Annotated in this window: 24 protein-coding genes and 1 tRNA gene; 4 read left to right on the top strand and 21 right to left on the bottom strand. The window is 38.8% G+C overall.

Annotation, left to right across the window (positions count from 1 at the left end):
* Positions 1–277: 277 nt before the first annotated feature.
* Together JG734_RS04250 and JG734_RS04245 are read right to left on the bottom strand one after the other, a co-directional pair.
* Positions 278–553 carry a HEPN domain-containing protein gene (locus tag JG734_RS04250; protein ID WP_201333789.1) on the bottom strand — a complete coding sequence of 92 codons (276 nt, stop codon included), beginning with the start codon at positions 551–553 and terminating at the stop codon, positions 278–280.
* Between the two features lie 37 nt (positions 554–590).
* The gene (locus JG734_RS04245) at positions 591–884 is read right to left on the bottom strand and encodes a nucleotidyltransferase domain-containing protein (protein ID WP_201333788.1); all 294 of its coding nucleotides are present in this window, start codon (positions 882–884) and stop codon (positions 591–593) included.
* Positions 885–1,016: 132 nt separating this feature from the next.
* Between JG734_RS04245 and JG734_RS04240 the strand changes: the two genes are divergently transcribed.
* Positions 1,017–2,159, top strand: coding sequence for a glycosyltransferase family 1 protein (locus tag JG734_RS04240; RefSeq protein WP_201333787.1), 1,143 nt, complete (start codon positions 1,017–1,019; stop codon positions 2,157–2,159).
* Entirely contained in the window at positions 2,156–3,334 is a 1,179-nt protein-coding gene (locus tag JG734_RS04235) for an oligosaccharide flippase family protein (RefSeq protein ID WP_201333786.1), read from the top strand. The genes JG734_RS04240 and JG734_RS04235 overlap by 4 nt, the downstream gene beginning before the upstream one ends.
* 12 nt (positions 3,335–3,346) lie before the next feature.
* Here the strand turns inward: JG734_RS04235 and JG734_RS04230 are convergent, their stop codons facing one another.
* The 4 genes from JG734_RS04230 to JG734_RS04215 are packed head-to-tail and all read right to left on the bottom strand — an operon-like array spanning position 3,347 to position 7,300.
* The gene (locus JG734_RS04230; protein ID WP_201333785.1) at positions 3,347–4,717 is read right to left on the bottom strand and encodes a UDP-glucose/GDP-mannose dehydrogenase family protein; all 1,371 of its coding nucleotides are present in this window, start codon (positions 4,715–4,717) and stop codon (positions 3,347–3,349) included.
* A gap of 10 nt (positions 4,718–4,727) precedes the next feature.
* Complete coding sequence (locus JG734_RS04225; RefSeq protein WP_201333784.1) at positions 4,728–5,174, bottom strand: hypothetical protein; 447 nt, start codon at positions 5,172–5,174, stop codon at positions 4,728–4,730.
* Positions 5,171–5,710 (bottom strand): DUF882 domain-containing protein, encoded by a 540-nt coding sequence (locus JG734_RS04220; RefSeq protein ID WP_201333783.1) that lies wholly within the window; start codon positions 5,708–5,710, stop codon positions 5,171–5,173. Before JG734_RS04220 ends, JG734_RS04225 begins: the two co-directional genes overlap by 4 nt.
* Before the next feature lie 15 nt (positions 5,711–5,725).
* Complete coding sequence (locus tag JG734_RS04215; RefSeq protein WP_201333782.1) at positions 5,726–7,300, bottom strand: murein L,D-transpeptidase; 1,575 nt, start codon at positions 7,298–7,300, stop codon at positions 5,726–5,728.
* Positions 7,301–7,359: 59 nt separating this feature from the next.
* Between JG734_RS04215 and JG734_RS04210 the strand changes: the two genes are divergently transcribed.
* Positions 7,360–7,434, top strand: a tRNA-Glu gene (locus JG734_RS04210).
* Positions 7,435–7,437: 3 nt separating this feature from the next.
* Here the strand turns inward: JG734_RS04210 and JG734_RS04205 are convergent.
* The 12 genes from JG734_RS04205 to JG734_RS04150 all read right to left on the bottom strand — a co-directional run bounded on the left by JG734_RS04205 (position 7,438) and on the right by JG734_RS04150 (position 19,761).
* Positions 7,438–7,848, bottom strand: coding sequence for a hypothetical protein (locus tag JG734_RS04205; protein WP_201333781.1), 411 nt, complete (start codon positions 7,846–7,848; stop codon positions 7,438–7,440).
* A 21-nt stretch (positions 7,849–7,869) separates the two neighbouring features.
* Positions 7,870–9,606 (bottom strand): ABC transporter ATP-binding protein, encoded by a 1,737-nt coding sequence (locus JG734_RS04200; RefSeq protein WP_201333780.1) that lies wholly within the window; start codon positions 9,604–9,606, stop codon positions 7,870–7,872.
* Positions 9,599–10,693 carry a multiheme c-type cytochrome gene (locus tag JG734_RS04195; protein WP_201333779.1) on the bottom strand — a complete coding sequence of 365 codons (1,095 nt, stop codon included), beginning with the start codon at positions 10,691–10,693 and terminating at the stop codon, positions 9,599–9,601. The genes JG734_RS04200 and JG734_RS04195 overlap by 8 nt, the downstream gene beginning before the upstream one ends.
* On the bottom strand, positions 10,690–11,598 hold the full coding sequence (locus JG734_RS04190) for a histone deacetylase (protein ID WP_201333778.1): 909 nt from the start codon (positions 11,596–11,598) through the stop codon (positions 10,690–10,692). Before JG734_RS04190 ends, JG734_RS04195 begins: the two co-directional genes overlap by 4 nt.
* Position 11,599: 1 nt before the next feature.
* The gene (gene hemH / locus JG734_RS04185) at positions 11,600–12,529 is read right to left on the bottom strand and encodes a ferrochelatase (protein WP_201333777.1); all 930 of its coding nucleotides are present in this window, start codon (positions 12,527–12,529) and stop codon (positions 11,600–11,602) included.
* On the bottom strand, positions 12,526–13,551 hold the full coding sequence (locus JG734_RS04180; RefSeq protein WP_201333776.1) for an FAD-binding oxidoreductase: 1,026 nt from the start codon (positions 13,549–13,551) through the stop codon (positions 12,526–12,528). Before JG734_RS04180 ends, hemH begins: the two co-directional genes overlap by 4 nt.
* Positions 13,548–15,590, bottom strand: a complete 2,043-nt coding sequence (gene glyS, locus JG734_RS04175) for a glycine--tRNA ligase subunit beta (protein WP_201333775.1) — start codon at positions 15,588–15,590, stop codon at positions 13,548–13,550. The genes JG734_RS04180 and glyS overlap by 4 nt, the downstream gene beginning before the upstream one ends.
* A 150-nt stretch (positions 15,591–15,740) precedes the next feature.
* Entirely contained in the window at positions 15,741–16,199 is a 459-nt protein-coding gene (locus tag JG734_RS04170) for a tRNA (cytidine(34)-2'-O)-methyltransferase (protein ID WP_201333774.1), read from the bottom strand.
* Positions 16,199–17,035, bottom strand: a complete 837-nt coding sequence (gene purU, locus JG734_RS04165) for a formyltetrahydrofolate deformylase (RefSeq protein WP_201333773.1) — start codon at positions 17,033–17,035, stop codon at positions 16,199–16,201. The genes JG734_RS04170 and purU overlap by 1 nt, the downstream gene beginning before the upstream one ends.
* A complete protein-coding gene (locus JG734_RS04160; RefSeq protein WP_201333772.1) occupies positions 17,032–18,207 on the bottom strand; it encodes a CCA tRNA nucleotidyltransferase in 1,176 nt (391 codons plus the stop codon). Before JG734_RS04160 ends, purU begins: the two co-directional genes overlap by 4 nt.
* On the bottom strand, positions 18,191–19,261 hold the full coding sequence (leuB, locus tag JG734_RS04155; protein WP_201333771.1) for a 3-isopropylmalate dehydrogenase: 1,071 nt from the start codon (positions 19,259–19,261) through the stop codon (positions 18,191–18,193). The genes JG734_RS04160 and leuB overlap by 17 nt, the downstream gene beginning before the upstream one ends.
* Positions 19,258–19,761 carry a 3-isopropylmalate dehydratase small subunit gene (locus tag JG734_RS04150; protein ID WP_201333770.1) on the bottom strand — a complete coding sequence of 168 codons (504 nt, stop codon included), beginning with the start codon at positions 19,759–19,761 and terminating at the stop codon, positions 19,258–19,260. Before JG734_RS04150 ends, leuB begins: the two co-directional genes overlap by 4 nt.
* Positions 19,762–19,895: 134 nt before the next feature.
* Here JG734_RS04150 and rpoD point away from each other — a divergent pair, with 134 nt between their 5' ends.
* A complete protein-coding gene (gene rpoD / locus JG734_RS04145) occupies positions 19,896–21,716 on the top strand; it encodes an RNA polymerase sigma factor RpoD (RefSeq protein WP_201333769.1) in 1,821 nt (606 codons plus the stop codon).
* Here the strand turns inward: rpoD and JG734_RS04140 are convergent.
* The 3 genes from JG734_RS04140 to hemL are packed head-to-tail and all read right to left on the bottom strand — an operon-like array spanning position 21,701 to position 23,786.
* On the bottom strand, positions 21,701–22,213 hold the full coding sequence (locus JG734_RS04140; protein ID WP_201333768.1) for a hypothetical protein: 513 nt from the start codon (positions 22,211–22,213) through the stop codon (positions 21,701–21,703). The two genes, rpoD and JG734_RS04140, sit on opposite strands and share 16 nt — an antisense overlap.
* Entirely contained in the window at positions 22,210–22,506 is a 297-nt protein-coding gene (locus tag JG734_RS04135; protein WP_201333767.1) for an AtpZ/AtpI family protein, read from the bottom strand. The genes JG734_RS04140 and JG734_RS04135 overlap by 4 nt, the downstream gene beginning before the upstream one ends.
* On the bottom strand, positions 22,503–23,786 hold the full coding sequence (gene hemL / locus JG734_RS04130) for a glutamate-1-semialdehyde 2,1-aminomutase (RefSeq protein WP_201333766.1): 1,284 nt from the start codon (positions 23,784–23,786) through the stop codon (positions 22,503–22,505). Before hemL ends, JG734_RS04135 begins: the two co-directional genes overlap by 4 nt.

Below are 23,786 nucleotides of genomic sequence, written 5' to 3'. Positions count from 1 at the left end.
TGTATCGAAAAAAATATTAAATTTTGGTTATTTGTGAGGATAGTGACGTCATTTTGAGTAAAGTGAAATATCTATGTTAAATGGTAGATATGTTAGATACTTCGGCTAAGGCCTCAGGATGACATGATTACAAGAAGCAAGAAATTGTTATTTTATCAATTCACTTACATCAATATCTAAAATTTGGCAAATCCTTTGCAAAAGATCCTCTGTAATCGCATTACTTCTTCAATTTCTTCTCTTCGAGGCAAAAAATAGTTTGGGTTCGGATATCTATCTACTTTATAGCAACTTGTAGCAATTTCAAGTAAAATTTTTTTTCTTTGGTAAATGCAATTTTATCTATCGCTACTGCAAGTTCTATAAGCTTATGTGTTCTTGGAATTGTTTTATTATCATAAGCAATCAATGCTTTCAATATCTTCTCTAAACTTTGCTGCAGTTCTACTCCAATAATATCAGTAAAATGATTTAGCTCATAAAGTTTTTTGGCAGTTAGAAAATTTTTATAAGCAAAAATGAGCCACTCTTTTGCATATGGTTTATTTGGCATAAATGACTTTACCCTCATCTATAATTTTCTTGTAAAATTAATCTTTTATATTTTCCACTCTATGTTTAATCCTACTTTTACTATCGACAAGTACATCAAATCCAATCCTATATTTTTCTACGATATCCCACAATAGTATTTGAGCTTGTAACATTTCATCTCTTAGCTTCTCTTTTTCTAATGTATCTTTAATGATAAACAGATCGATATCGCTCTCTTCGTTTGGTTCACCATAAGCATAGGAGCCAAAGAGGATAATCTTATCCGGATCAAGTGGTTTGAGCCGTTCAACGATCTCGCTTTTGAGTTTTTCTATATCTATTTTGCTCATTTTTCAGCTTTAGTGGTTTTTTTTAATTGTAGCATATTGGATAGATCCTTCGGCTAAGGCTTCAGGATAACAGAAGCAAAGAATCAGGCCTCTATGATACAATTTTACAAATGAGATATAAAGAAATATCCTATGAAAAATCCTAAAATCCTAATAGATACGACACCGTTACTCAAAGATCTCAGCGGTATTGGCTATGTCACATACCAATACGCCAAAGAGTTGCAAAAGATTTATCCAAGTACTCTCTACTATTATGCATGGTTTTATAGTAAAAATCTTCGTCAACGACCACTGGGTAATTATGAAAAGGCAGTGGGTCTAGCTAAAAAATATCTGCCGCGTCCCTATATTCTTACCCACAGTGCGAAAACAGCCATTTTCAACTATACACTACTCAAAGAAAAGCCAGATGTTTTCATCCAACCTAACTATATCTCTTTTCCTAGCTTTTTTGATGTTCCAACAATCACTTTCATTCATGATCTCTCTCATATCCGATACCAGGAGTATCACCCTAAAGAGCGGGTGGAGTATTTTGAAAAATATCTACCAAAAAGCATAGAAAAAAGCACCAAAATTGTCACCATATCAGAGTTTACGAAACGTGAACTTATAGATCTTGGGCTTTGTGATGAAAAAAATATTGAAGTCATCTACAATGGAGTAGATCCCAAGTTTTGCCCCACTGCGCAAGCAGCATTTACGCCCATCACACAAAAATATGATTTGCACTATCAAAACTACTTCCTCTTCGTTGGAACTTTAGAACCGCGCAAGAATCTCAAAAATCTTCTTGCGGCTTATTTGAATTATCTACAAAAAACAAAAAATCCCACACCTCTAGTCTTAGCAGGTGGAGTAGGATGGAGAAGTGAGCATTTTGATGAATTACTGCAAAAAGCTCTAGGAAGCGGCCATGTCAAAAGACTGGGATATGTTAGCGAAAAAGATCTCATAGCTCTCTATGGTGGAGCGAAAGCTTTTGTATTTCCATCCTTTTATGAAGGGTTTGGTTTACCTCCGTTAGAAGCAATGGCGTGCGCAACACCTGTCATAGCTTCGAACACCTCCTCTATACCGGAAGTAGTAGGCGATGCTGGACTTTTGATCGATCCTTATGACGTGATGCAAATAAGCAAAGCTTTGCTACGTATAGATGAAGATGCAGCTTTGCGTCAAGAGCTCGCATCAAGAGGGCTAAAACAGGCTAAGAATTTTAGCTGGAAAAATGCAGCGCAAAATCTAGCAAAACTCATAGAAAAAAGCATATGAAAAGAGCTCTCTCTTCTCTCTTTTTGGCTGAAGCTCTCTCAAGAGCACTTAGCTTTTTCATTATTATTTATGTATCAAGAGTACTTGGTGCTACAGAGCTTGGCTACTGGTCTTATGCACTCGCAATCAATGCCTTTTTGATCATTGCTACAAATCTTGGGCTCGATGTGTATGCCATGGTAGAAGCCACTAAAGATATTGCCAAAAGAGAGAAACTCTATATAAATACAATAACTATTAAAATGTTGCTTACATTTGTAGCTTTGGGACTGCTGTGGAGTTTATACAACCTCATAGAAATAAAAGTCTTGCTGCTTATTACAACACTTTTAGTTGCAGATCTGCTCTCGTCTATAACACCTGTATGGTACTACCAAGTTGCAGAGGATTTCAAAACTATCGCAACTATCAAAATTACTCAAGCAATAAGCTATTTTTTGTTGGCTATTCTTTTGCTATGGTGGCAAAAGAGTATCATTATGCTAGCAGTCGCATACTTAGGTGCATATCTTGTAAGCATGCTTATTTATGGGAGAGCTATTTTTAAAAGGATTGATTTTTCCTCTATAGAGCCTCACCACTGGCATAAGATTCTCAAAGTCTCTCTCTATCTCGGAGGTGCTCTTTTTCTCAATCAGATCTATACCAATACTGATAAAATCATGATAGCCCATATGCTGGGAGTTACTTATAATGGTTACTATGAAGCAGGATACAAGCTTTACGCATTTGTCCCGGTGATTTTTAGTATCATATGGACAGTCTTTGCACCAAAAGTCGCAAAAGAGAAAATATATTTTACAAAATTTGCTGTGCTGATTGTCTCGACAGCCCTTTTTATAGCTGCAATATTTTATATAAAAAAAGAGTTTCTCATCATCAAACTCTATGGGACAAGTTTTATCCCAACGGTAGAGCTTATGAACTATTTTGCCTTGAGTATTGCAGCTCTAGGTTTGAGCTATATCGCTACCTCTCCATTGGCTCTATTTGAAAAAAACAAAGAGTGGTTTTGGATAGTTTTTTGCTCTTTTCTTCTCAATATATCTCTCAACTACCTTCTCATACCTACAATGCAGCTAAAAGGTGCAGTACTAGCAACAGTTGCTGCTGAAAGTATGACTGCATTACTAGGACTCAAAATACTATATAAAGCTTATAAAGAGAGGGAATAGTTTTTAAAGAGATCATCTCTTTTCTTCACGTACCCCTACCTGGTGATACTCAAATCCATACTCTTTGAGCTTCTCTTTGCTGTATTGATTGCGTCCATCGAAAATGATAGGATTTTTGAGGCGTTTTTGCATTTCTACAAAGTCAGGGCTACGAAACTCTTTCCATTCGGTCACCAAAATCAAAGCATCTGCACCATTGAGTGCATCATATTTATTATCACAATATTCGATATTTTCAATATCTTTGAGCCAGAAGTTTTTGGCCTCTTCCATAGCTTTGGGATCATAGGCTTGGATATTGGCACCACGCTTTATAAGCTCTTGGATTATGGTAATTGATGGAGCTTCACGCATATCGTCAGTCTCTGGTTTGAAACTCAAACCCCATATAGCAAAAGTCCTACCATGCAGATTTTCACCAAATCGTTTGATGACTTTACTCAGAAAATATTCTCTTTGCTCTTTATTGACAGCTTCGACTGCTTTGATGATTTTAGGTTCTACTCCAGCATCAAGGGCAATCTTTTCCAAAGCTTTTACGTCTTTGGGAAAGCAGCTGCCGCCATAGCCTACACCTGGATAGATGAAGCTATACCCTATACGACTATCGCTTCCTATCCCTACGCGAACCTTATTGATATCAGCTCCCACTGCCTCAGCAATTTTTGCCATCTCGTTCATGAAGCTTATCTTTGTAGCCAGCATCGCATTTGCTGCATATTTTGTCAGCTCAGCACTGCGGATATCCATAGCAATAAAGCGCTCATGATTTCTCGTAAATGGAGCATAGAGCTCTTTGAGTACTTGCATGCTCTTTTCATTGTCTGCGCCTATTACAACTCTATCAGGTTTTAAAAAGTCATTGACTGCATCACCCTCTTTCAAAAACTCTGGATTGCTCACTACATCAAACTGCATGAGATCTTGATATTCACCATCGGTTATTTCGCCATTCTCTAGACGTCTTTTGAGTTCATTTTGGATAGTTTGACGCACCTTGTCAGCTGTGCCCACTGGGACAGTAGATTTGTCTACGACAATCACTGGATGGGTCATATAGCGGCCGATATCTTTGGCAACAGCCAAAACATACTGCAAATCTGCACTGCCATCTTCACCCTGCGGGGTACCTACTGCGATAAATACAATATCGCTTTTTTGCAATGCCTCCTTGATATCAGTAGTGAAATGGAGGGTGCCTATTTTGAAGTTCTCTTTGACTATTTCTTCGAGACCCGGCTCGTATATGGGGATGATACCTTTTTTGAGTTTTTCTATTTTTTTTTCATCGATATCGACACAGATGACATTGTTACCCATCTGTGCCATACACGCACCTGTTACAAGCCCCACATAGCCTGTACCTATAACAGAAAGTTTCATATCAACCTTTCTAAAGCAGTGTGCGAATTTGCATTGCAAACCATAGAATTATAAGATTGAGCAAGAATATTGCCATGCTACTAGCGCGTGAGAGGAGAAGCTGTAGCTTCGTACGCTCTTTGCCATTTGTTTTAAAAGCTATATACATATGAACTATTGTTGCAATAGTTATGAGTGCAACGAGAATAAGTTTGTATTTAAGAAGAAAAGGGAGCCTCTCAACATCACTCTCAAAAACATTTTGCAATCCCATATGAAAAAACATCCATAATCCAGTAATGATCAATATTGTCAGCCATACGCTCTCAACATAGCCATAAATCGGCCCTACATAAAAATAGACTCTCTTCTGGGCATCTTTATCGCGCAAAAATATGCCAAGAGCAAAAAGGAAGACGCTTCCTCCAATCCATACAGTAGCAGCGAGAAGATGGATATAAAGAATTACATCCATCATGAGCGAGGATATCTCCAGTACCTTGGATCTCCTGTATCGATATGAACGAAGTTCGAGCGAGGATAGTAGCCTACCCCACCACGTTTTAATGAAAGAGCAGCATAGCGCACTGTAGAAAGATGTACATGAGGTATGCGGATATCTATCGCTTTACCTAACATATGGAAGCTCTTTTTTGCTACACCACGGCTATGTCTTCTAAGAAGATAGTTTGTATATGGTGAGCGATAGCCAGATATCACATAGATCTCTTTCTTTCCACCCACTAGCTTATACACATCATGGAGGTAATCTATAAGTTTTATGTCAATCTTGTGGATTTCATCAGTCTTGTAATCGCGCAAGAAATATTCAAGCTGCTCAATTTCATCGTATAGATATTCACCATCTACCCAATAGGTAGAAGAGAGCTTTTCACCTGTATGGATATGATAGAGATGCAATCGTTTCTCATAGTTCCTAGCATGTGACCGAGAAGGAATGATTATCGCCGCCCCAAATAGTGCACTCGTTTTGAGAAAGTCCCTTCTATCCATCTTTACTCCTCAGGGTTAGTTAGATGCAATTCTACCATTTTTGTGTAAACGAAGTTTTACAAGCATCGCTTTATCAAGATTGTAAATATCTTTAAAAAAGTATACATCGCCATTGTTATCTTCGTAAACTGTCAAATAGAGCAGATATACAGGTATTATCGGTTTGAATCTGACTCTTTTAGTTTTGCCATCCCAGAGTTTATCGAGAATATCGCGATATGTCACCTCTTTAGATGAAGTATGATTGCGCAAAAGGTGGAAAAGCTCTATAGGTTTTTGTACTCTCACACAGCCAGAACTAAGGGCTCTAAAATCGTAGCGGAAGAGTCTTTTGGAGTTGGTGTCATGTAAATAGACATCAAATCTGTTAGGAAACATAAACTTCACATATCCTAAGAAATTACGAGGACCTGGCTTTTGCAAAAAGATGACCGGAAGATTATTTTCACTGTATTGACTCCAGTTGATATCGTTAAAATCGACTACATTTTTCCCATTATAATCTGTTGCTGCAACAATGCCTTCATCTATGAGATGTTGAAAATCTCCACTCTGAAGTCGAGGTAAAATATCCTCTTTGATGATAGTTTTTGGCGCTCTCCAGTAGGGATTGAGCACTGCATAGCTTATGACATTGCGCATCTGTGGCGTGGGGCGCTTGCGTCTTCCAACTATTACTTTGGATTCAAAAATCTTCTTGCCATGATCATAGACATGCATAAAAAATCCAGGAATATCTACAAAAACAAAATAGTCATCATTACGCAAAAACCAGCGCGCTCGCTCAATGTTGATGAGGATTTTATCAATCTTGTTTTCTACAGGAATATTCATTTTATCGATCGTTGCTGGACCTACAACACCATCTACCTTGATACCGTTATGTGCTTGAAATTTCTTAACCGCCAGCAAAAATCTATCATCAAATTTTGTACCATTATCATCATATGGATAGAAACCTTCTGCTTTGAGACGCTTTTTAATCTGTGGAATCACATCATAGCGCTTCCCATAGCGCAAAAATGGAATATCTTTGACCTCTATCTTTTCCCAGCCCCCATTTTGCTCAATCTCTTTATACTTTGCTAAAGCACTATAAAGGTGAAGGAGTACAGGATTGTCAATATCTTCGATACCTTTTTTTGATGGTCTTATGTAGTTATCTTTGAGAAATTTCGATGGATCAAAGCAGCCCTGTGATTTGATTTTGTTATACTGAACGGCTAATTTATTCCCTTCATACTCTAGCTCCTCTTTGAGCATCGGGTCGTGCGAGGCGTTGTATCTATCAATAAGTTTGCGCAGTTTATCTGTTCGTAGACGCTCCTGGCATATGAGTGATGCATCATGTTCTATAGTATCTATAAAATCATAGATCTTTGGTGAAACTTCATCACCTGCAAACCAGTTATATTTTTTCTCCTCTTCTACAAGTGGAGTGTTTTTTTGCTCATCTATTAAAGATACGTTATTCTCTACTTGGGTGGTATTTGATTCATTAGTTTCAAACGAAGGAAAAGGAGCAGGAGTATTTGTCTGGGCAAAGAGAGTCATTGAGATAAGTAATAGTAGCCCCAAAATATATCTCATTTATTTATCCTTTTTTAAGAAAATTTCTATATAATTTCATGAAAATTTGCTACAACGATGGCCCCATCGTCTAGCGGTTAGGACACCGCCCTTTCACGGCGGTGACGGGGGTTCGAGTCCCCCTGGGGTCGCCACTTTCAGCTTTCTGATTTTTCCTGATCTTCAAGCTCATCAAGATAATCTGCCAAAGGGTCGTTTGGATCATTCGGAATTTTATCCATTGTCTTATCTACATATTTCGCATCTTCATCGCGAGGGTCTTTGCTTGCATCCTTGAAAGCATGCACATCTACATGATTGTGTTTTCTAATCTCTTCTAAGATCTCTTCTTGCAATGCGGCCTCTTCATCGTCGATAGCACAAATTTGTGTAGCTTTCTCTTCATCAAGCACTTTTTGCTCTAGTTCTAGCTCCTTTTTGACTATCTCTTCATTATGTATAAATTTATGTAATGTCTTAAGAATTTCAAGCTGGGCTTTTGCGCTCAACTTAGCAAAATTCTCAGCTACATACTCTTTGAGCTCTTCTACATTTTTTGGCAAATCCATTTTGGACTCCTTCTTTGTTTTTTATAGTATACAAAAATTTTTACGATAATCTTCAAAATTCATCTCTTTTTTTATTTTTCCGTGTTCTAAAATAAAAAGATGGTCAGCCTTTTCTATAGTACTAGGCCTATGGGCTATGAGTATCACTGTCTTTGATGCAAAAAAATCTTGGAGTTTGCAAAAGAGTAGATGCTCTGTCTCCATATCGATTGCTGATGTAGACTCATCAAGAATGACTACTTTTGGATCTTGCAAAATCATCCTAGCAATTGCTATGCGTTGTCTTTCACCGCCACTTAGACGTACACCTCCTTTGCCAACTACCGTATCCAAACCGTGCGGTAGTGATGCTATCAGTGATGCAATCTGCGCCATCTCGAGAGCTTTTTGAATCTTTTCTTGAGGATATTTATGTCCAAGTGTGAGATTGAAAAGAATCGTATCATTAAAGAGTACAGGAGTTTGCAGTACAAGTGCTACATTTTGTCGAATGGTATCAAGGCCAATATTTTTATATGAGACTCCGTTGTAAAGAATATCTCCTTTTGTAGGAATATAGAGCCCTACAAGCAAGCGGCTCAGTGTTGTCTTGCCACTACCGCTTGCTCCAACAAGCGCACTAATTTTTCTAGCTGGAATTTCTAGATCGATTCCTCGTATTACCTCATTTTTGCCATCATAGCTGAAGTGAACATCTTCGAGTCTGATTGTCACACTCTCTTGCGCAAATGGATTGAGTTTGTGAGGAAATTTTGGCTCAGGATTGAGAGTAAGAAGATCATTGATACGCTGTAAGGCTACATCTGCATTGCGTTTGGCATACTGGATCGATATAATATCTTGGATCGGAGTCATCATAAACCATAGATAGCCAAAGACTGCCAGCATAAGTCCGATGGAAAGGTCGCTATATGCTACTGCTATGATTCCAGCTGCTCTAAACATCTCAAATCCAGCCACGAAGAGCAAAAAGCTTAGCCTCGTGCCAGCATCACTCTTGAAACTGAAGGCAATTGAACGCTCTTTGAGGTCATTGATAAGAATAAATAGCTTTTTGAAAAAGTTTTCTTCTTGATTTGTCACACGAATTTGCTCAAAAAGTTCTAGTGTCTCTACTAGCGCATTTTGAAAAATCTCTATAGCTCTATTTTCTTCTTTTTTGAGTTTTGCGACGTTACGTGCAAGTTTGGATGAAAAGACTACTACCAATGGATTGAGGAGGAGAATGAAAAGAGCCAACTGCCAATGAATAACCAGAAGCACGATGCTTATACCAATAAGAGTCAAAATTGAAATAAAAAGCTTGCTAATACTACTACTCAAAAACGCATCAATTGTCTCTATATCCGTCACAAGTCTTGAGGCGACTTTGCCACTTCCTAGAAGCTCAAATTCACTCATTTGCACATTTTTTAGATGCTCTAGTACATGCTTGCGGATAGTAAATGTGATATTTTTAGAAAGTGTATGAAAGATTTTGCTTTGCAAAATCTGCAAAAAGACAAAAGTACCACGTAATAAAAGCGTCATGACAAGTACTACGAGAGTATAATAAAGAGCTGACCCGCTTCCAAGAGTCATATCGATAAAGGCAAGCAACTTGCCAGGTTTGTGAAGCAATACCTCATCGACTAGGAGTGGCATTAAAAGTGGCGAAGGCACACTAGCAAGTACCGCTAAAAGTGCTAGAATCTGTGCTGTAATAAAAAGCTTTTTATGTGCTACAACACTTTTATAGATCTTTTGCCAACTATACATGTAACTCTTTTTTCTTAAAGACTATAAATTTTGTTGGCAATCCAAACTTTTTTGCCATGTTTGGATTTACCTTATAAAAACCAAAAATCACTTCTATAGTGTCTCCTTTTTGTGGATGCATATCAAAACTCACTACTCTTTTCTCACCAGCTTTGAGCATCGTATCTTTTACCACCTGCGTAGCTATCCAGGGAGGAGTTGGTTTGCCATCTTTTCCAATAATTCGTACAAATGTAACTTCTTGCTCTTTTATAAGTTTACCTCCTCGCTTATGTTTTACAATGAGCTTTGCTACACGCAGAGGATGGAGCAAAAATGCGTGTGGTGCGTCGTTGATGAGGCGAATTTGAAGAGGATCTTTTTTAATTACATCTATATGAAGATATTTTGCTAAAAGCTCTGGCTTTACACTCACTCCTGCAAATCCATGAAAGGCGTGTGTTGGCGTCTCTACTCTATCGCTGAGACTCCCTTCAACTTGTGGCATATGGCAGGTGATGCAGTTTTGCTTGAGCGAATTGTTACTCTCAGTTTGACATACCACAAACCCAAGCTCATTTTGTTTATGAGAATGACAGCCCATGCAAGTTTGGCCATTTTTGTGGATGGGGTTAGTATTGATTATTTTATGGTACTCGCTCCTCATTTCTGGATGGCGCGTTCCATAATAGACCCCTTTTTTAGGCAAAATCACATTTTTATTTGCTTTGGCATGCTTTTCAATAGATTTGATTCTATGACAATAGGCACAAGAAATTGCCTGCTCATAGCCAAATTTTTTTGGATCCATAGAAGCAATTTTTTTATCTTTAAGAGTCGGAGTATGGCATTTGGCACACACATACTCTTCGGCTTTACTCGCTTTTGCGTGTAACTCAAAAATCTTTTTATGGACTGGATCACGATAAATGGTAGAGTTGTAATGAGGAGATGTTTTGTACTCATCATATATATCAAGATGGCAGCGAATACACTGATGCGTTTTGGCATAGTCACCTTTGATATCCATAGAATGCTTTGTAGCACTCCCTGCAAAGATATTAGCATAAGCCCAAACTGCAAAACCCAAAAGCATTAAACTTCTCATAGCTCATCCTTTGTAAGTTCTTCTAGTGTAATAGTTACGCTTGTAGCTAATGAGTCAAGATTGTAGCCACCTTCAAGCAAAAATGCTACAGGTTTATTACCAGCAAATTGTAAAATCTTTTGCACTAATGCACGCAAACCTTCAAAAGTAATCTGTGCACTTGATATTGTTTCATCTTTCATCAAATCATATCCAGCACTTATAAGCACTATATCAAAATCAAACCATGAAGGTAAATCCTCATAGAGCTGCAAAAGCTCTTCATCTTTGCAGTAATCCCCATAAGGCTTATTGATATTAAAACCCTCGCCTCTTCCCTCTCCTCTTTCCTCTTCGCTTCCGGTAAAATAGGGGTAATTATTGCGCTCATGCGTGCTAAAATAACACACTGTATCATCACTATAAAAGATATCTTGCGTGCCATTTCCATGATGTACATCAAAGTCTATTATCATCACTTTTCCAAAGCCTTTGCTTTGTGCATATCGTGCCATCAATGCTATATTATTGAAGATACAAAATCCCTGGCCGGTTTTTCGTTCTGCATGATGGCCTGGAGGACGCAGATTGAGAAAAGCTCTTTTTATCTCACCCTTTGCAAAAGCATCAACGATTGGTATAGCAGAACCTGCTGCATAGCTTGCAACCTCAAAGCTTTTTGGTGTAAGAAGTGTATCTTCGTTGAGAATGAAACGATACCCCTCCTCATATGCTCTCTCTACCCAATCAACATAGTGAGCCTCGTGAATCTTTTTGAGCTCCTCTTTGGTAGCTTTTCTCACAAGATAATGCTGGAGAGGAAAAGTGCGCGCCACTGCATCGATTACCTCGACCCTTGCTGGACGCTCAATATGCTCCTGACTGCCATGCTCAGTAAATATCGGATCGTATATATATCCCACCATCCTACATCCTTTGGTAGATATCTACAAGAGCTTTAACAAAGGTATCACTGTCATTGACACATCTTGCTACTCTATACTCTTTGATACCAAGCGATTTTGCTATTTCTTTATATTCAATATGCAATTCAAACTCAGTTTCACTATTATCCAGAATGAAAGAGATAGGAAAAATAAGTACCTTCTTGCCTTTAAGCTCATTGAGTTTTTCTTCAAGGCTTGGCTCTAGCCACTTCACTGGTCCAAGTTTTGATTGAAACGCAAGATGGTAGCCCGCAAATCGATGCCCTAGCATATTTTTAAGAATTTTGGTATGTTCAGTCACTTCATACAAATAAGGATCACCCTTTTTGATAATACTTTGAGGCAGTGAGTGTGCACTAAAAATAAGCTCATATTCATCGCTTTTCTCCCCATCTAACGCCTCATCAATTTGCTCAATGATCGCTTGATTATAAAGTCTGTTATCATAAAAATTTGCAATATCATGAAATCTTGCATGGTATCCGAGCCCTTTAGCAGTATTATAAAAATCTTCCAGGCTTGATTTCGTTGTAGTAGTAGAATAATGTGGATAGAGGGGGATAAGATAAACCTCTGCTATATTATGTGCAACAAGCTCTTTGATAGCATCTTTTGCAAATGGTGGCGTATAACGCATTGCTTTTGTTATATATACATCAGGAAGAGTGTTGGAAAGTTTTGTAATGAGCTTATCGGTATAGAAGTTGAGTGGACTTGCTCCACCAAGTTTTTTGTAATTACTTCTAGCTTCCTTTTTTCTGCTTTGCGTTATAAGGTATGCAACAAATTTTCTTAAAAGAGTATTTCTGATTGTCAAAATATTTGGGTCATTAAACATATTGCGTAAGAAGAGTTCAACCTCTTCAAGATTGTTTGGTCCACCCATATTGAGTAGTACAATACCTTTCATACTCTCCCCTTTTTTAAATAGCGCATATAATAGCGATCAATATGAAGCATTGGAGGAATCTCTTTTTTCTTTAATAGATGGTCTGCTAACATATTGGCCATATATGGACCAAAGACAAATCCTCTTCCCCCAAAACCGTTGATAATGTAGATGCCTTTGCGTGGCAAATCGTCACAATTTAATTTCTTAAAATTTGTAATACGCGGCGATTTACCGCTATCAATGAGTTCGCCAAGAATTGGCAAATGATCGCTCACACTACTACGTACACCGCAATACATCTGCTCTATTTCAAATCCAAACTCTCCCACCATTTTGCGTGCTTCTTCAAAGAGCATCGATGGTGGCTGTGGGGCTCTCCCCTCACGATTGTGGGTAGCACCGATACTTACAATACCATCAATATTGACTGACATAGAGACTCTTTTGTGGATACAGTATGGCAAAACAAGAGCTGTTTTTACATCAAAACGTACTCCACCAAGCTTACCTATTTTTATATAAGGCTCATCTATAAGATCATCATCTGCGCCGGTTGCTAGGATGATCTTCTTTGTTTTGAGCTTGCCAATTTTGAAATAGTCACTGTTTCTCTCTATTTTTGCATCATCTATTACAACTTCAAGGCTATTTGCCAAAAATGCCAGATGCTCTTTTGCTTTGAGGATACCAGCTTGTGGGAAGAAAAACCCTCCTAGCTTTTCTTCAAAATCTATATCAAGATATTTGCCAAGACCGCGAAAATCTTGTCCCTCTTTTGGCAAGCGTAGTAGTCCTGATTGGTAAAAGTATGGAGAATGTTTATAAAAAGAGATAGCGTATAAAAAAGCTGCATTAGTTATATATTGTAAATAACTTCCTTTGCCCACACGCGGTGAAATAAAAGCTCCAGCAGCGCCACTTCCCCCAGCACCAATGGCTGATCGCTCAACTAGAGCTACTTTTGCTCCACCTTGTTGTAGGAAGTGGGCGGTATGTACTCCTGCACTCCCACCTCCGATAACTATAAAATCATATATCACACTGAGATCTCTTTAATATCTGCAATTTTTTTGAACTCTTGGTAGATTGAGGCTATGAGATTTTTCCTGTTTTGACGCACCTTCTCCTCTTCTGCATTGACTAAAACATTGTCAAAAAACATATCTATGGTATGTTTTAAGCCAAAAAGCTGATCGAGACGCTCTTCGTAGTTACTAAATGGCATTTTTTTTACTTCATTAAATTTCTGCCAAAGTTTATACTCTTCATCTTTTTCAAAAAGGCTCTCATCGACAAAAAGTTCTTGCGAAGTATCTACATCTTTTGTAATGTTCGCTACACGCTTAAATGTGGTAAAAATATTTTTAAAATCACTACTCTCTACAATTGCTGCAAGTGCCTCAATCTTTTTCTTCATCAAAATAATATCTCTCTCTCCACTCTCAACAACCGCTTTGATTATTGAAGGGTTGACATCAAAAAACTGATAGAGACGCTCAATGAAAAACTCTTCAAGCCTTTTTATATCAAACTCTTGATATTCGTCCATGAAACGACCAAGTTCAGCGATATTAAATTGGAGCTCCTTGTCTATAACTATGCGAATGATCCCATTTGCAGCACGTCTGAGGCCAAATGGATCGCGAGAACCTGTTGGAATTTTTCCTATACTAAATAGAGCCAGGAGAGTATCGAGTTTTGTAGCTATAGCAATAAGAGAAGTAAAAATATTACTTGGTAGTTCGCTCTCTTCGCCATTTGGCAAATACTGCTCTTTAATAGCAAGTGCTACAAGAGTATCTTCACCTTGCATGAGGGCATAGTAGTATCCCATGATACCTTGCAATTCTGTAAACTCATAAACCATCTCTGTCAAAAGATCAGCTTTTGAGAGCATAACCGCACGCTCTATGAGGGCTTTGAGTTCGCCTTCATTTTTGTGGGTATCTTTTATGAGTCTCTCTTTATAATCTTGCATAAGTTTCGTAGCAATCTTGAGTTCACGCAGCTCTTTATCAAAGAGCGAACCAAGACCATCCATAAAGATTACATCTTTAAGCCCCTCATAATCGAGCCCTTTTTGCAAATCTTTTTCCCAAAAAAAGAGTGCATCTGCAAGTCTCGCGCGAAGAACCCGCTCATTTCCTTTGATAATTTGAGAAAAATCATCTGTATAAGCATTGGTTACAACAACAAAACTATTTTGCAAAGATTTATTTCTAAAAACTGGAAAGTAGCGTTGATGCTCTTTCATACTTGTTATTATTACTTCAGGAGGAAGTGCTAAAAACCGCTCTTCAAATGATCCTTTCAAAGCAGTAGGAAATTCTGTAATTGCTACAACTTCTGCCAAAAGGTCAGGGTCTTTATCAATCCGCACACCCTCTTTTTCAATATTGGCAAATTCATTTTCTATTTTCTCATATCGTGCATCCGCATAGAGAATTACCCCATTGGTTTTGAGGAGATCAAAATACTCCTTTGCTCCATTGATTTTCATTGGGTCCATAGAAACTGCACGATGAACATAGGTAAAATCTGCACTTTCTATACCATAAAATTCGCTTTTTATAAACTCTGGTCCTAGATTAATAATTGCCCAACGGATTGGTCGTATAAACTCTTCATGTAGATTACCCCAACGCATTGCCTTACCAAAATTGAGACTTTTAAGCCATGCCACAATCATTTTTGGTAAAAGCTCATGGCTTCTTTTACCTTTTATTTCACGCTTGTAATAGAGCACCTCTTTATTGCCTCTTTTTGCTCTGCTTATCTCTTCAAGACTCACACCACACTTTTTGGCAAACCCTAAAGCTGCAGGAGTTGGTTTACCATCTTTAAAGGCGATATCTATAGGTGCACCATAGAGTTCTTCAAAACTATCGGGCTGCTTGAGCGGGAATTCTGGATGCCATAGTACAAGGCGTCTAGGGGTATATTCAAAACTAAACTCACATAAAAGGGTACTCTCTTCTAAAATTTTCTCCCATTTTTTTTCTATATTTGGAAGCTCTTTGAGAAAAGGTATTGCAGGAAGCTCTTCTACACCAATTTCAACCAAAAGGGGTTCTGTCATTGCTTTCCTTTTTTATTTTGATTTTACTTCAAAGTTGATTAAATTACTCTTCGCCACGTTCATGATGACCTTTTTGTCGATGGTATCCAACTATGAGCCAAATCATAAAAAGTACAAAGAGTATAGTCATAATAAAATCTACAATCTCTTTCATCCAAAATCTCCAAAATTTTGTCTTATCCCTTCATATAAAATTATTCCAACACTCACAGCCAGATTGAGACTTCTTCCTTCCTTTGTCATCGGAATTGTAACAGCTTGACTTTTGAAACGGTCTATAAGCCAAAGTGGCAATCCTTGCGTTTCGCTGCCAAAGAGCAGATAGTCTCCTGGCTTAAACTGAGCTTGAAAATAGGGCTTTTCCACTTTTGTAGTTGCAAGATGGTAACACTCATGTGGAGTCACAGCCAAAAACTCATCCAAACTCTCCCACACTTTAAGATTTAGTTTATGCCAATAATCAAGACCTGCTCTCTTTATCGCCTTATCATCTATGCTAAAACCAAGAGGCTTGATGAGGTGCAGTGTCGCACCAGTATTGACACAGATACGGCCAATATTACCAGTATTTGGTGGTATTTGCGGATTGACTAAAACAATATTAAACATCAAAACACAATTGTTTTATTTTCGTGAACAAAAATTCTATCTTCAATTGCTAGCTTCAAAGCCCTTGCTAATACCACCTTCTCCACATCTCTCCCTGCAGCTCGCATAGCCTGCCACGTATAAGTATGGTCTACATGGATAACATCTTGAGCAATAATTGGACCCTCGTCAAGATTATTGTTAACAAAGTGGGCTGTAGCACCTATAATTTTTACGCCTCTCTCATATGCCTGCTTATAGGGATTCGCACCAATAAATGCCGGTAAAAAGGAATGATGTATATTTATAATCCTGTTTTCGTATTTTCCAACAAAATTTGGTGTCAAAATACGCATATACTTGGCTAGGACTATATAATCAATATGTTCAAACATCTCTAATAATGCCAGTATCTTCTCTTCATGAGCTTCGCGCTCAAGATCAGCGTGTGGGACATGAAAGTAATCTATTCCAAACTTTTCTACAAGAGGTCGCAAAATATCATAATTTGAAATTACTGCTACAATATCTGCAGCTAGTTCTCCATCATAGTGGCGTATGAGGATGTCTCCTAGGACATGACTCTCTTTTGTAGCCATGAGGACTATTTTTTTCTTTCTTGGAATTACTACCCTGATATGTGCATCGGCTGGTAAGATTGCTTGAAGCTGCTCATAAAGTTTTGCCTGCTCTATCGAGCCTTTGACAACACTGCGCATGAAGAAGCGATTCTTTTGCGAATCAACAAACTCATCGTTTTTTTCGATATTGAGATCGTTTTCATAAAAAAGTTTTGATATTTTATATACAAGACCCTTTTCATCATGACAATCTATGAGGACTCTGTATGTTTTCACTTAGCAAACCTCTCTTTAATAATTTTTAATGACCTGCGCCTTAGCTCCTCTCCCAGCTCTTTGCCACTAAAACCAAGTGCTATGAGCTCGGAGGCTTTTACGGGTTCAAACTTTGCATCCCAAAATCCAAATTTTTGTGCCCTAATTTTAACATCTTTCGCATAGTTTCCAAGATACTCTTTAAGCGGCATACGTAAAGCCATAGCTGCTAGGAATCTATCGCTGCGATTTTTTGGAAGACTCTTTTGCTTGCGAAAGGCTTTGTAGTACTCGTTGGGGGTTTTAAGAGTATCAAGAAGTGAGGTGAAGCGCATATGAGCATTTTTTGCCAGAATATAGAGAAAGTAGAATTTATAAAGATCTGCTTCAAAATTGGAGCGATTTTTTTGTAACTCTTTTGCAGTTTTGAAAAAAATGGGTGCAAACTCTTTGCCAAATATTTTGCGATCAACTCTCAATGCTATGAGATAGTAGAGCCCAAAATGGAGATAAAAGGCTTGAAACATCTTCTCAAACTCCCAAAATATCCTCTCGCTACTCAAATCATCGAGATCCATCTTTTGCATAATCTCGCAGCTTTTTTGTTCAATCTTATACCCAAAGCGCGCAGCAAACTGCATCCCTCTTAAGACACGTAGGCTATCTTCTTGAAATTTAATAGGATTCACTATAACTATTCGCTTTTTTGCAATTGCATCTACCCCTTTCCAAAAATCTAAAAGCTTGCCATCATATATGTTAAGCATCAAAGCATTCATAGTAAAATCGCGGCGCATACTTGCTTCTTGCTCATCTTTTGCAAGATCAACCGCAAAAGCTTTGTGCCCTCGTCCAATTTTGCTCTCAACTCGAGGCAGTGAAATATCGATATTCTCTTTATATTTGTAGACAAAAAAGCTCTTGCCTACCCCTTTGGCATCAAGGCGCTGCATGAGAGTATCAAACTCTTTTGGAGCAATATCATACACTTCAATATCAAGGTCTACTATTGTAACTCTGTCACCATGGATGAAGTGGCGCAGCATATCTCGCACACTGCCCCCGACGATATAGACCCGCTTGGTATAGGAAGCAAAAAATTTGCGCAAAATTTGGAGGTCTTTGTGAAGTTTTGGAGGGAGAAGTGAAAAGAGCTGGGGGTAGTATCCCCCATGTTTAAATTTCGCTTGCATACTGGGCGATCAAACTACCCATTTCACTTGTGGTTACAACCTCTTTGGCATCAAAAGAAGCTATATCTTTGGTTCTATAGCCCTCTTTGAGAACACGCTTGATAGCATCTTCTATTCTTTTCGCAGCACTCTCTTCGCCAAACTGATATTTAAGCATCATAGCTGCACTTGCGATGGTAGCGATCGGATTGGCGATGCCTTGTCCTGCAATGTCTGGGGCACTTCCGTGGATTGGCTCATACAAGCCATGCTTGAGTCCGATGCTTGCACTAGGCAGCAGTCCTATTGAGCCACTAAGCATACTTGCTTCATCGCTGAGAATATCTCCAAATATGTTGCCTGTAAGAATCACATCAAACTGCTTTGGATCACGTACAAGCTGCATTGCTGCATTGTCTACATAGAGATGATCGAGTGTGACTTCAGGATACTCTTTAGCTACTTCATTGACCGTATCACGCCACAGTTGGCTCACTTCAAGAACATTTGCTTTATCAACAGAAGTAATTTTTTTGTCGCGCTTCATAGCAATTTTAAATGCAACTTTTGCAATACGTCTCACTTCCTCTTTGGTATACACCATGGTATTGTAGGCTTTATCTCCCTCATAGCCACGTGGTTGTCCAAAATAGATACCCCCAATGAGCTCGCGCACTACCATAAGGTCAGTTCCCTTAATCACTTCTGGCTTGAGGGTAGAAGCATTGATGAGTTCATCATAGACAGTTGTTGGACGTAAATTTGCAAAGACTTCAAGAGCTTTACGAAGCTTCAAAAGACCAGTCTCTGGTCGCTTATCTCGTGGAAGGTCATCCCATTGTGGCCCTCCAATAGCACCAAAAAGCACTGCATCTGCACTCTTAGCTATCTCTATTGTCTCTTCAGTTATTGGTTCACCTGTCACTTCAATAGAAGCTCCTCCAAGCAAAGCCTCTTTATATGTTATCTCAAAGCCCTCTTTGACACTTACTGCATCGAGGACTTTTACAGCCTCATCAATAATTTCAGGTCCTATACCATCACCTTTGATGAGGGCTACTGTATATCTCCTCATGCATTCTCCTCCAAGATTTTTGCTTTTGCATAATTTATAAGACCACCACATGCAAGAAGCTCTTGCATAAATGGAGGAATCGGTGTGAATTTATACTCATTGTGCTTGTTAAGATCTTTAATTACTCCGCTCTCCATATCTATTGAAATAAGATCACCTTCATTTATCTTGTCAGCTTCTGGAAGCTCAAATATTGGTAATCCCATATTAAAAGCATTACGATAAAAGATCCTTGCAAAGCTCTTTGCCACTACTGCTGCAACGCCAGCTGCTTTAAGTGCTATAGGTGCGTGTTCACGGCTACTTCCACATCCAAAATTCTCTCCCGCAACTATAATATCACCTGGCTGAAGTTTTTTGACAAACTCAGGGTCAGCATCTTCCATCACATGCTTTGCTAATTCATGAGGATCTGAAGTATTGAGATAGCGGGCAGCAATGATAAGATCGGTATCGATATTATCACCAAATTTCCATACTTTACCCGTAATTACGTTCATACATGCTCCTGCATAATTTTTGGTGATTATAGCAAAAAAGCAGCAGTTAGTAAAAAGTATCATACAAAGAATTATGGTATAATATCCTCCAATTTAATAAGACCCCCTAATTCTGCACCAAGGAGCTACTGCGAATGGCTACAAAAGATCTCAACAAAAAACTTGAAGAGTTTTTCGCCGAACATAAAAATGGATTTGTAACTTATGAGCAGATTGTAGATCTGTTTGAGAGACAACCAACACTCGCTCAAGCAAAAAAAATTTTGGCTCTGCAAAAAAAGTATAACGTAGATATCATTACCAGCGGAGAGGCGGCAAAACAGCTCAACATCGAAGAGAAAGCAAAAAAAGAAGAAGAGCGCAAGAAGCTCACTGAAGAGGAGCTTGCTGAGGAGTTCGACCTCACAAAAGATAAAGAGCTACTTGAGTGGAGCAGAAGCGATAGCCCTGTGAGAATGTACTTAAGAGAGATGGGGCAAATTCCTCTTCTTACAAAAGAGGAAGAGATAGAACTTTCCAAAAAAATAGAGCTGGGTGAGAATATCATTCTTGATGCAATCTGCTCTGTTCCCTATCTTATAGACTTCATTCTTGACTATAAAGAGCCCCTTATTAATCGTGAGAGAAGAGTAAAAGAGCTCTTTAAAAGCTTTGAAGAAGAGGGAGATGAAGAAGAGAGCCTCGATAAAGAGGAGCGCAAGAAAGCAAAATACTCTAAAAGAGAAAAGCGCATTATCGAATTGTTTAAAGCTTTGGAAAAAGCAAAAAAAGAGTGGCTTAAAGTTAGAGATAAAGAACTCCCTGAAGATGCAAGTGAAGAAGAGAAATTTCATCATGAGCTTGTAGTGGCGTTTAAGAAAAAACAGATGAAAGAAAAGCTCCTCGAACTTGGACCTACAAGCAAACTTATCAATGAGCTTGTCAAATCTATGGAGACAGCACTCAAGAGTGATGAGGGATTTGAAAAAGAGCTCAAAAAACTTGAGTACCGTCTACCACTTTTTAATGAGCAACTACGAGAAAATCATAGAAAACTCCTTGAAGAAATCACTGAACTAAGCAAAGAAGAGATAGCTGCCCGTGTACCTGAGGCAACTATGGTAAGCACATATATGGATATAAAGAAGCTTTTTCAAGCTAAAGAGGCAAGCAAGAAGGGTTTTAATCTTGAGCCCGAAAAGTTAGCAGAAATCTTAGAGCAGATTAAACGAGGTAAAAAAATCAGCGAAGAAGCAAAGACACGTATGGCAAAAAGCAACCTACGTTTAGTAGTCTCAATTGCAAAACGCTATACCAATAGAGGTTTACCATTTCTTGATCTCATCCAAGAGGGAAATATCGGCCTCATGAAGGCTGTTGATAAGTTTGAGTACAAAAAGGGATACAAATTCTCCACCTATGCCACATGGTGGATACGCCAGGCAATCAGCCGTGCTATTGCTGATCAAGCACGCACCATACGTATTCCTATCCATATGATTGAGACGATTAATCGTATCAACAAGATTGTGCGTAAACACCTCCAAGAGACAGGGAAAGAGCCAGATGTAGAGACCATTGCAAAAGAGGTGGGACTTCCGGTTGATAAAGTAAAAAACGTAATCAAAATTACAAAAGAGCCGGTAAGCCTCGAAGCACCAATTGGAAGCGAAGAGGATGGTAAGTTTGGAGACTTTATCGAAGATAAAAATGCTCCAAATCCACTCGAAGTGATCATGAAAGAGGATATGAAGAGCAAAATTGATGAGATTTTGGAAAACCTCAATGAGAGAGAAAAAGCAGTTGTGCGTATGCGCTTCGGACTCTTACCAGATGAGAGTGACAGAACATTAGAAGAGATTGGCAAGGAGCTTAACGTCACACGTGAGCGTGTACGTCAAATAGAGAGCAGCGCTATCAAGAAGCTCAAGCATCCAAAAGTTGGTCGTAAAATAAAAAACTATATCGAAGATTGATCTTGCGAGCTCCTGCTCGCAAAGAGCGCAAATAGTATAACACTCACAGGCACTACTGAAAGTCCAGCTAAAAAACTCCACGGCTCAAAGAGATTTTTACGAATCAGCACCAATACGGCTACTACCAAGAAGAGATAGCCAAAGAGGCGATAGGGAGAGAAAAATCCTGGAGCAGTTGAGAGGAAGTGTTTGAGCCCAGCTCCTTTTGCTTTACTTTTTGCTCTCTCCTCTTCAAAGAGCTCTTTTGCGCTTCTTTCTTCATGTGTTTCTTCACTGTAAAGATCAAATCTATCTTCGATTGTGTCTATAATATCAGTTTTTTGAGAATTTTGTCGTGCTTGGATAAATCGTTTATATCCATAAAATGATCCCATTATTACTAAAAGAGCAGCAATGAAACCAAGCTGGGAGTTGAGGAGGAAATAGGGGGAAGAGAAAAATGCATAGATGATAAGCAAAATATCAAGAAAAAAAGCTACGAAAAAGAAATTTTTCATTTTTCATACTCTTCTAATTCATCCTCTTCACTCTTGTCATAGTAGTTTTTGTAGCGAGGATCTTTGGCTAGCTCATCAAGGTCTCGTTTTTGCTTTTGATAGGCTTTGTAGATATTGAGGATTGCTGCAGCTATTCCCCAAAATACCCCAAGCCAAAGAAGCCACCCATAACCAAAAATGCTCTTCATCCATATCCCCAATCCCACACCTATGAGGATAGCTACTACAACAGAAATTCCAAGAGAGAGAACTTCTGCCCCCTCTATAATCTTTTTATACTTTGGCTCACTCATGCTAGCTTTTTCATCGCTTCATCGATTTTTTCTAATGTCATATCTATGAGCTTCTCGTCAAGTGGAGTACAAATAAATCCAGTCTCAAACTGACTGCAAGCAAAGTATACTCCTCTCTTGATCATCTCTTGGTGGAATTTTGCAAAGAACTCTAGATCGCTTCTTTTTGCATCATCAAAATTCTCAACTGGCTTATCATTAAAGAAGAATCCAAACATACTCCCTCTTACTTCAACTTGCAGTGGAATACCATGATCAGACGCAATTTTTTTGAATCCTCCAACCAATCCTTTTGCTCTTGTTTCTAAAATATTATAGATAGATGGATCTTTTTTGAGTCTTCGTATCGCACTAAGACCAGCGGCCATGGCTACAGGATTACCACTGAGTGTTCCTGCCTGATATACCGGACCTTCCGGACTCAAATGACTCATAATCTCAGCTCGTCCGCCAAATGCACCTACTGGCATTCCTCCACCAATAACTTTTCCAAATGTCACCAAATCTGGTTTTATATCAACCAATCCTTGTGCACCTTTGAGATGGGCACGGAATCCACTCATAACTTCATCAAAAATAAGGAGCGTGCCATGCTCATCACAAAGTGCTCTGAGCTCTTGTAAAAACTCTTCTTTGGCTGGTACAAGCCCCATATTTCCTGCAATTGGCTCAATGATCACACAAGCAATTTCATCACTTGCTGCAAAACATTTCTTAACACTTTCTATATCGTTGTAGCGAGCCAGAAGTGTATGCTTGGTAAAATCTGCGGGGACGCCTGGACTAGAAGGAGTTCCAAAGGTAGCTGCACCGCTTCCAGCACTTACCAAAAGAGAGTCACTATGACCGTGGTAACAGCCTTCAAATTTTATAATATCATCTCTACCAGTAAATCCCCGAGCAAGTCTTATTGCACTCATTACCGCTTCTGTACCACTATTGACAAAGCGAATCTTATCTACGCTATCAAAAAGCTCAACTATCTCTTTGGCCAGTGCAGTCTCTAGGAGTGTTGGTGCGCCAAAACTTAAGCCTTTTTGGGCTTGATCACAAACTGCCTGGAGAGTCTCTTCATCCGCATGCCCAAAGATGAGTGGGCCCCAACTTTGCACATAATCTATATACTCATTTCCATCAATATCATAGAGCAATGCTCCCTTACCTCTTTCGATAAATGGCGGCACACCTCCTACGCTCTTGAAAGCTCTGACAGGAGAATCTACACCGCCCGGGATATATTGTATTGCCTCTTGATAAGCTTGCTGCGATTTCTCTAGCAT

The organism is Nitratiruptor sp. YY09-18, from assembly GCF_016593235.1.
Lineage (GTDB): Bacteria > Campylobacterota > Campylobacteria > Campylobacterales > Nitratiruptoraceae > Nitratiruptor.
Note: the sequence above shows the minus strand (reverse complement) of the source record. Positions and strands in the feature narration are given on the sequence as shown.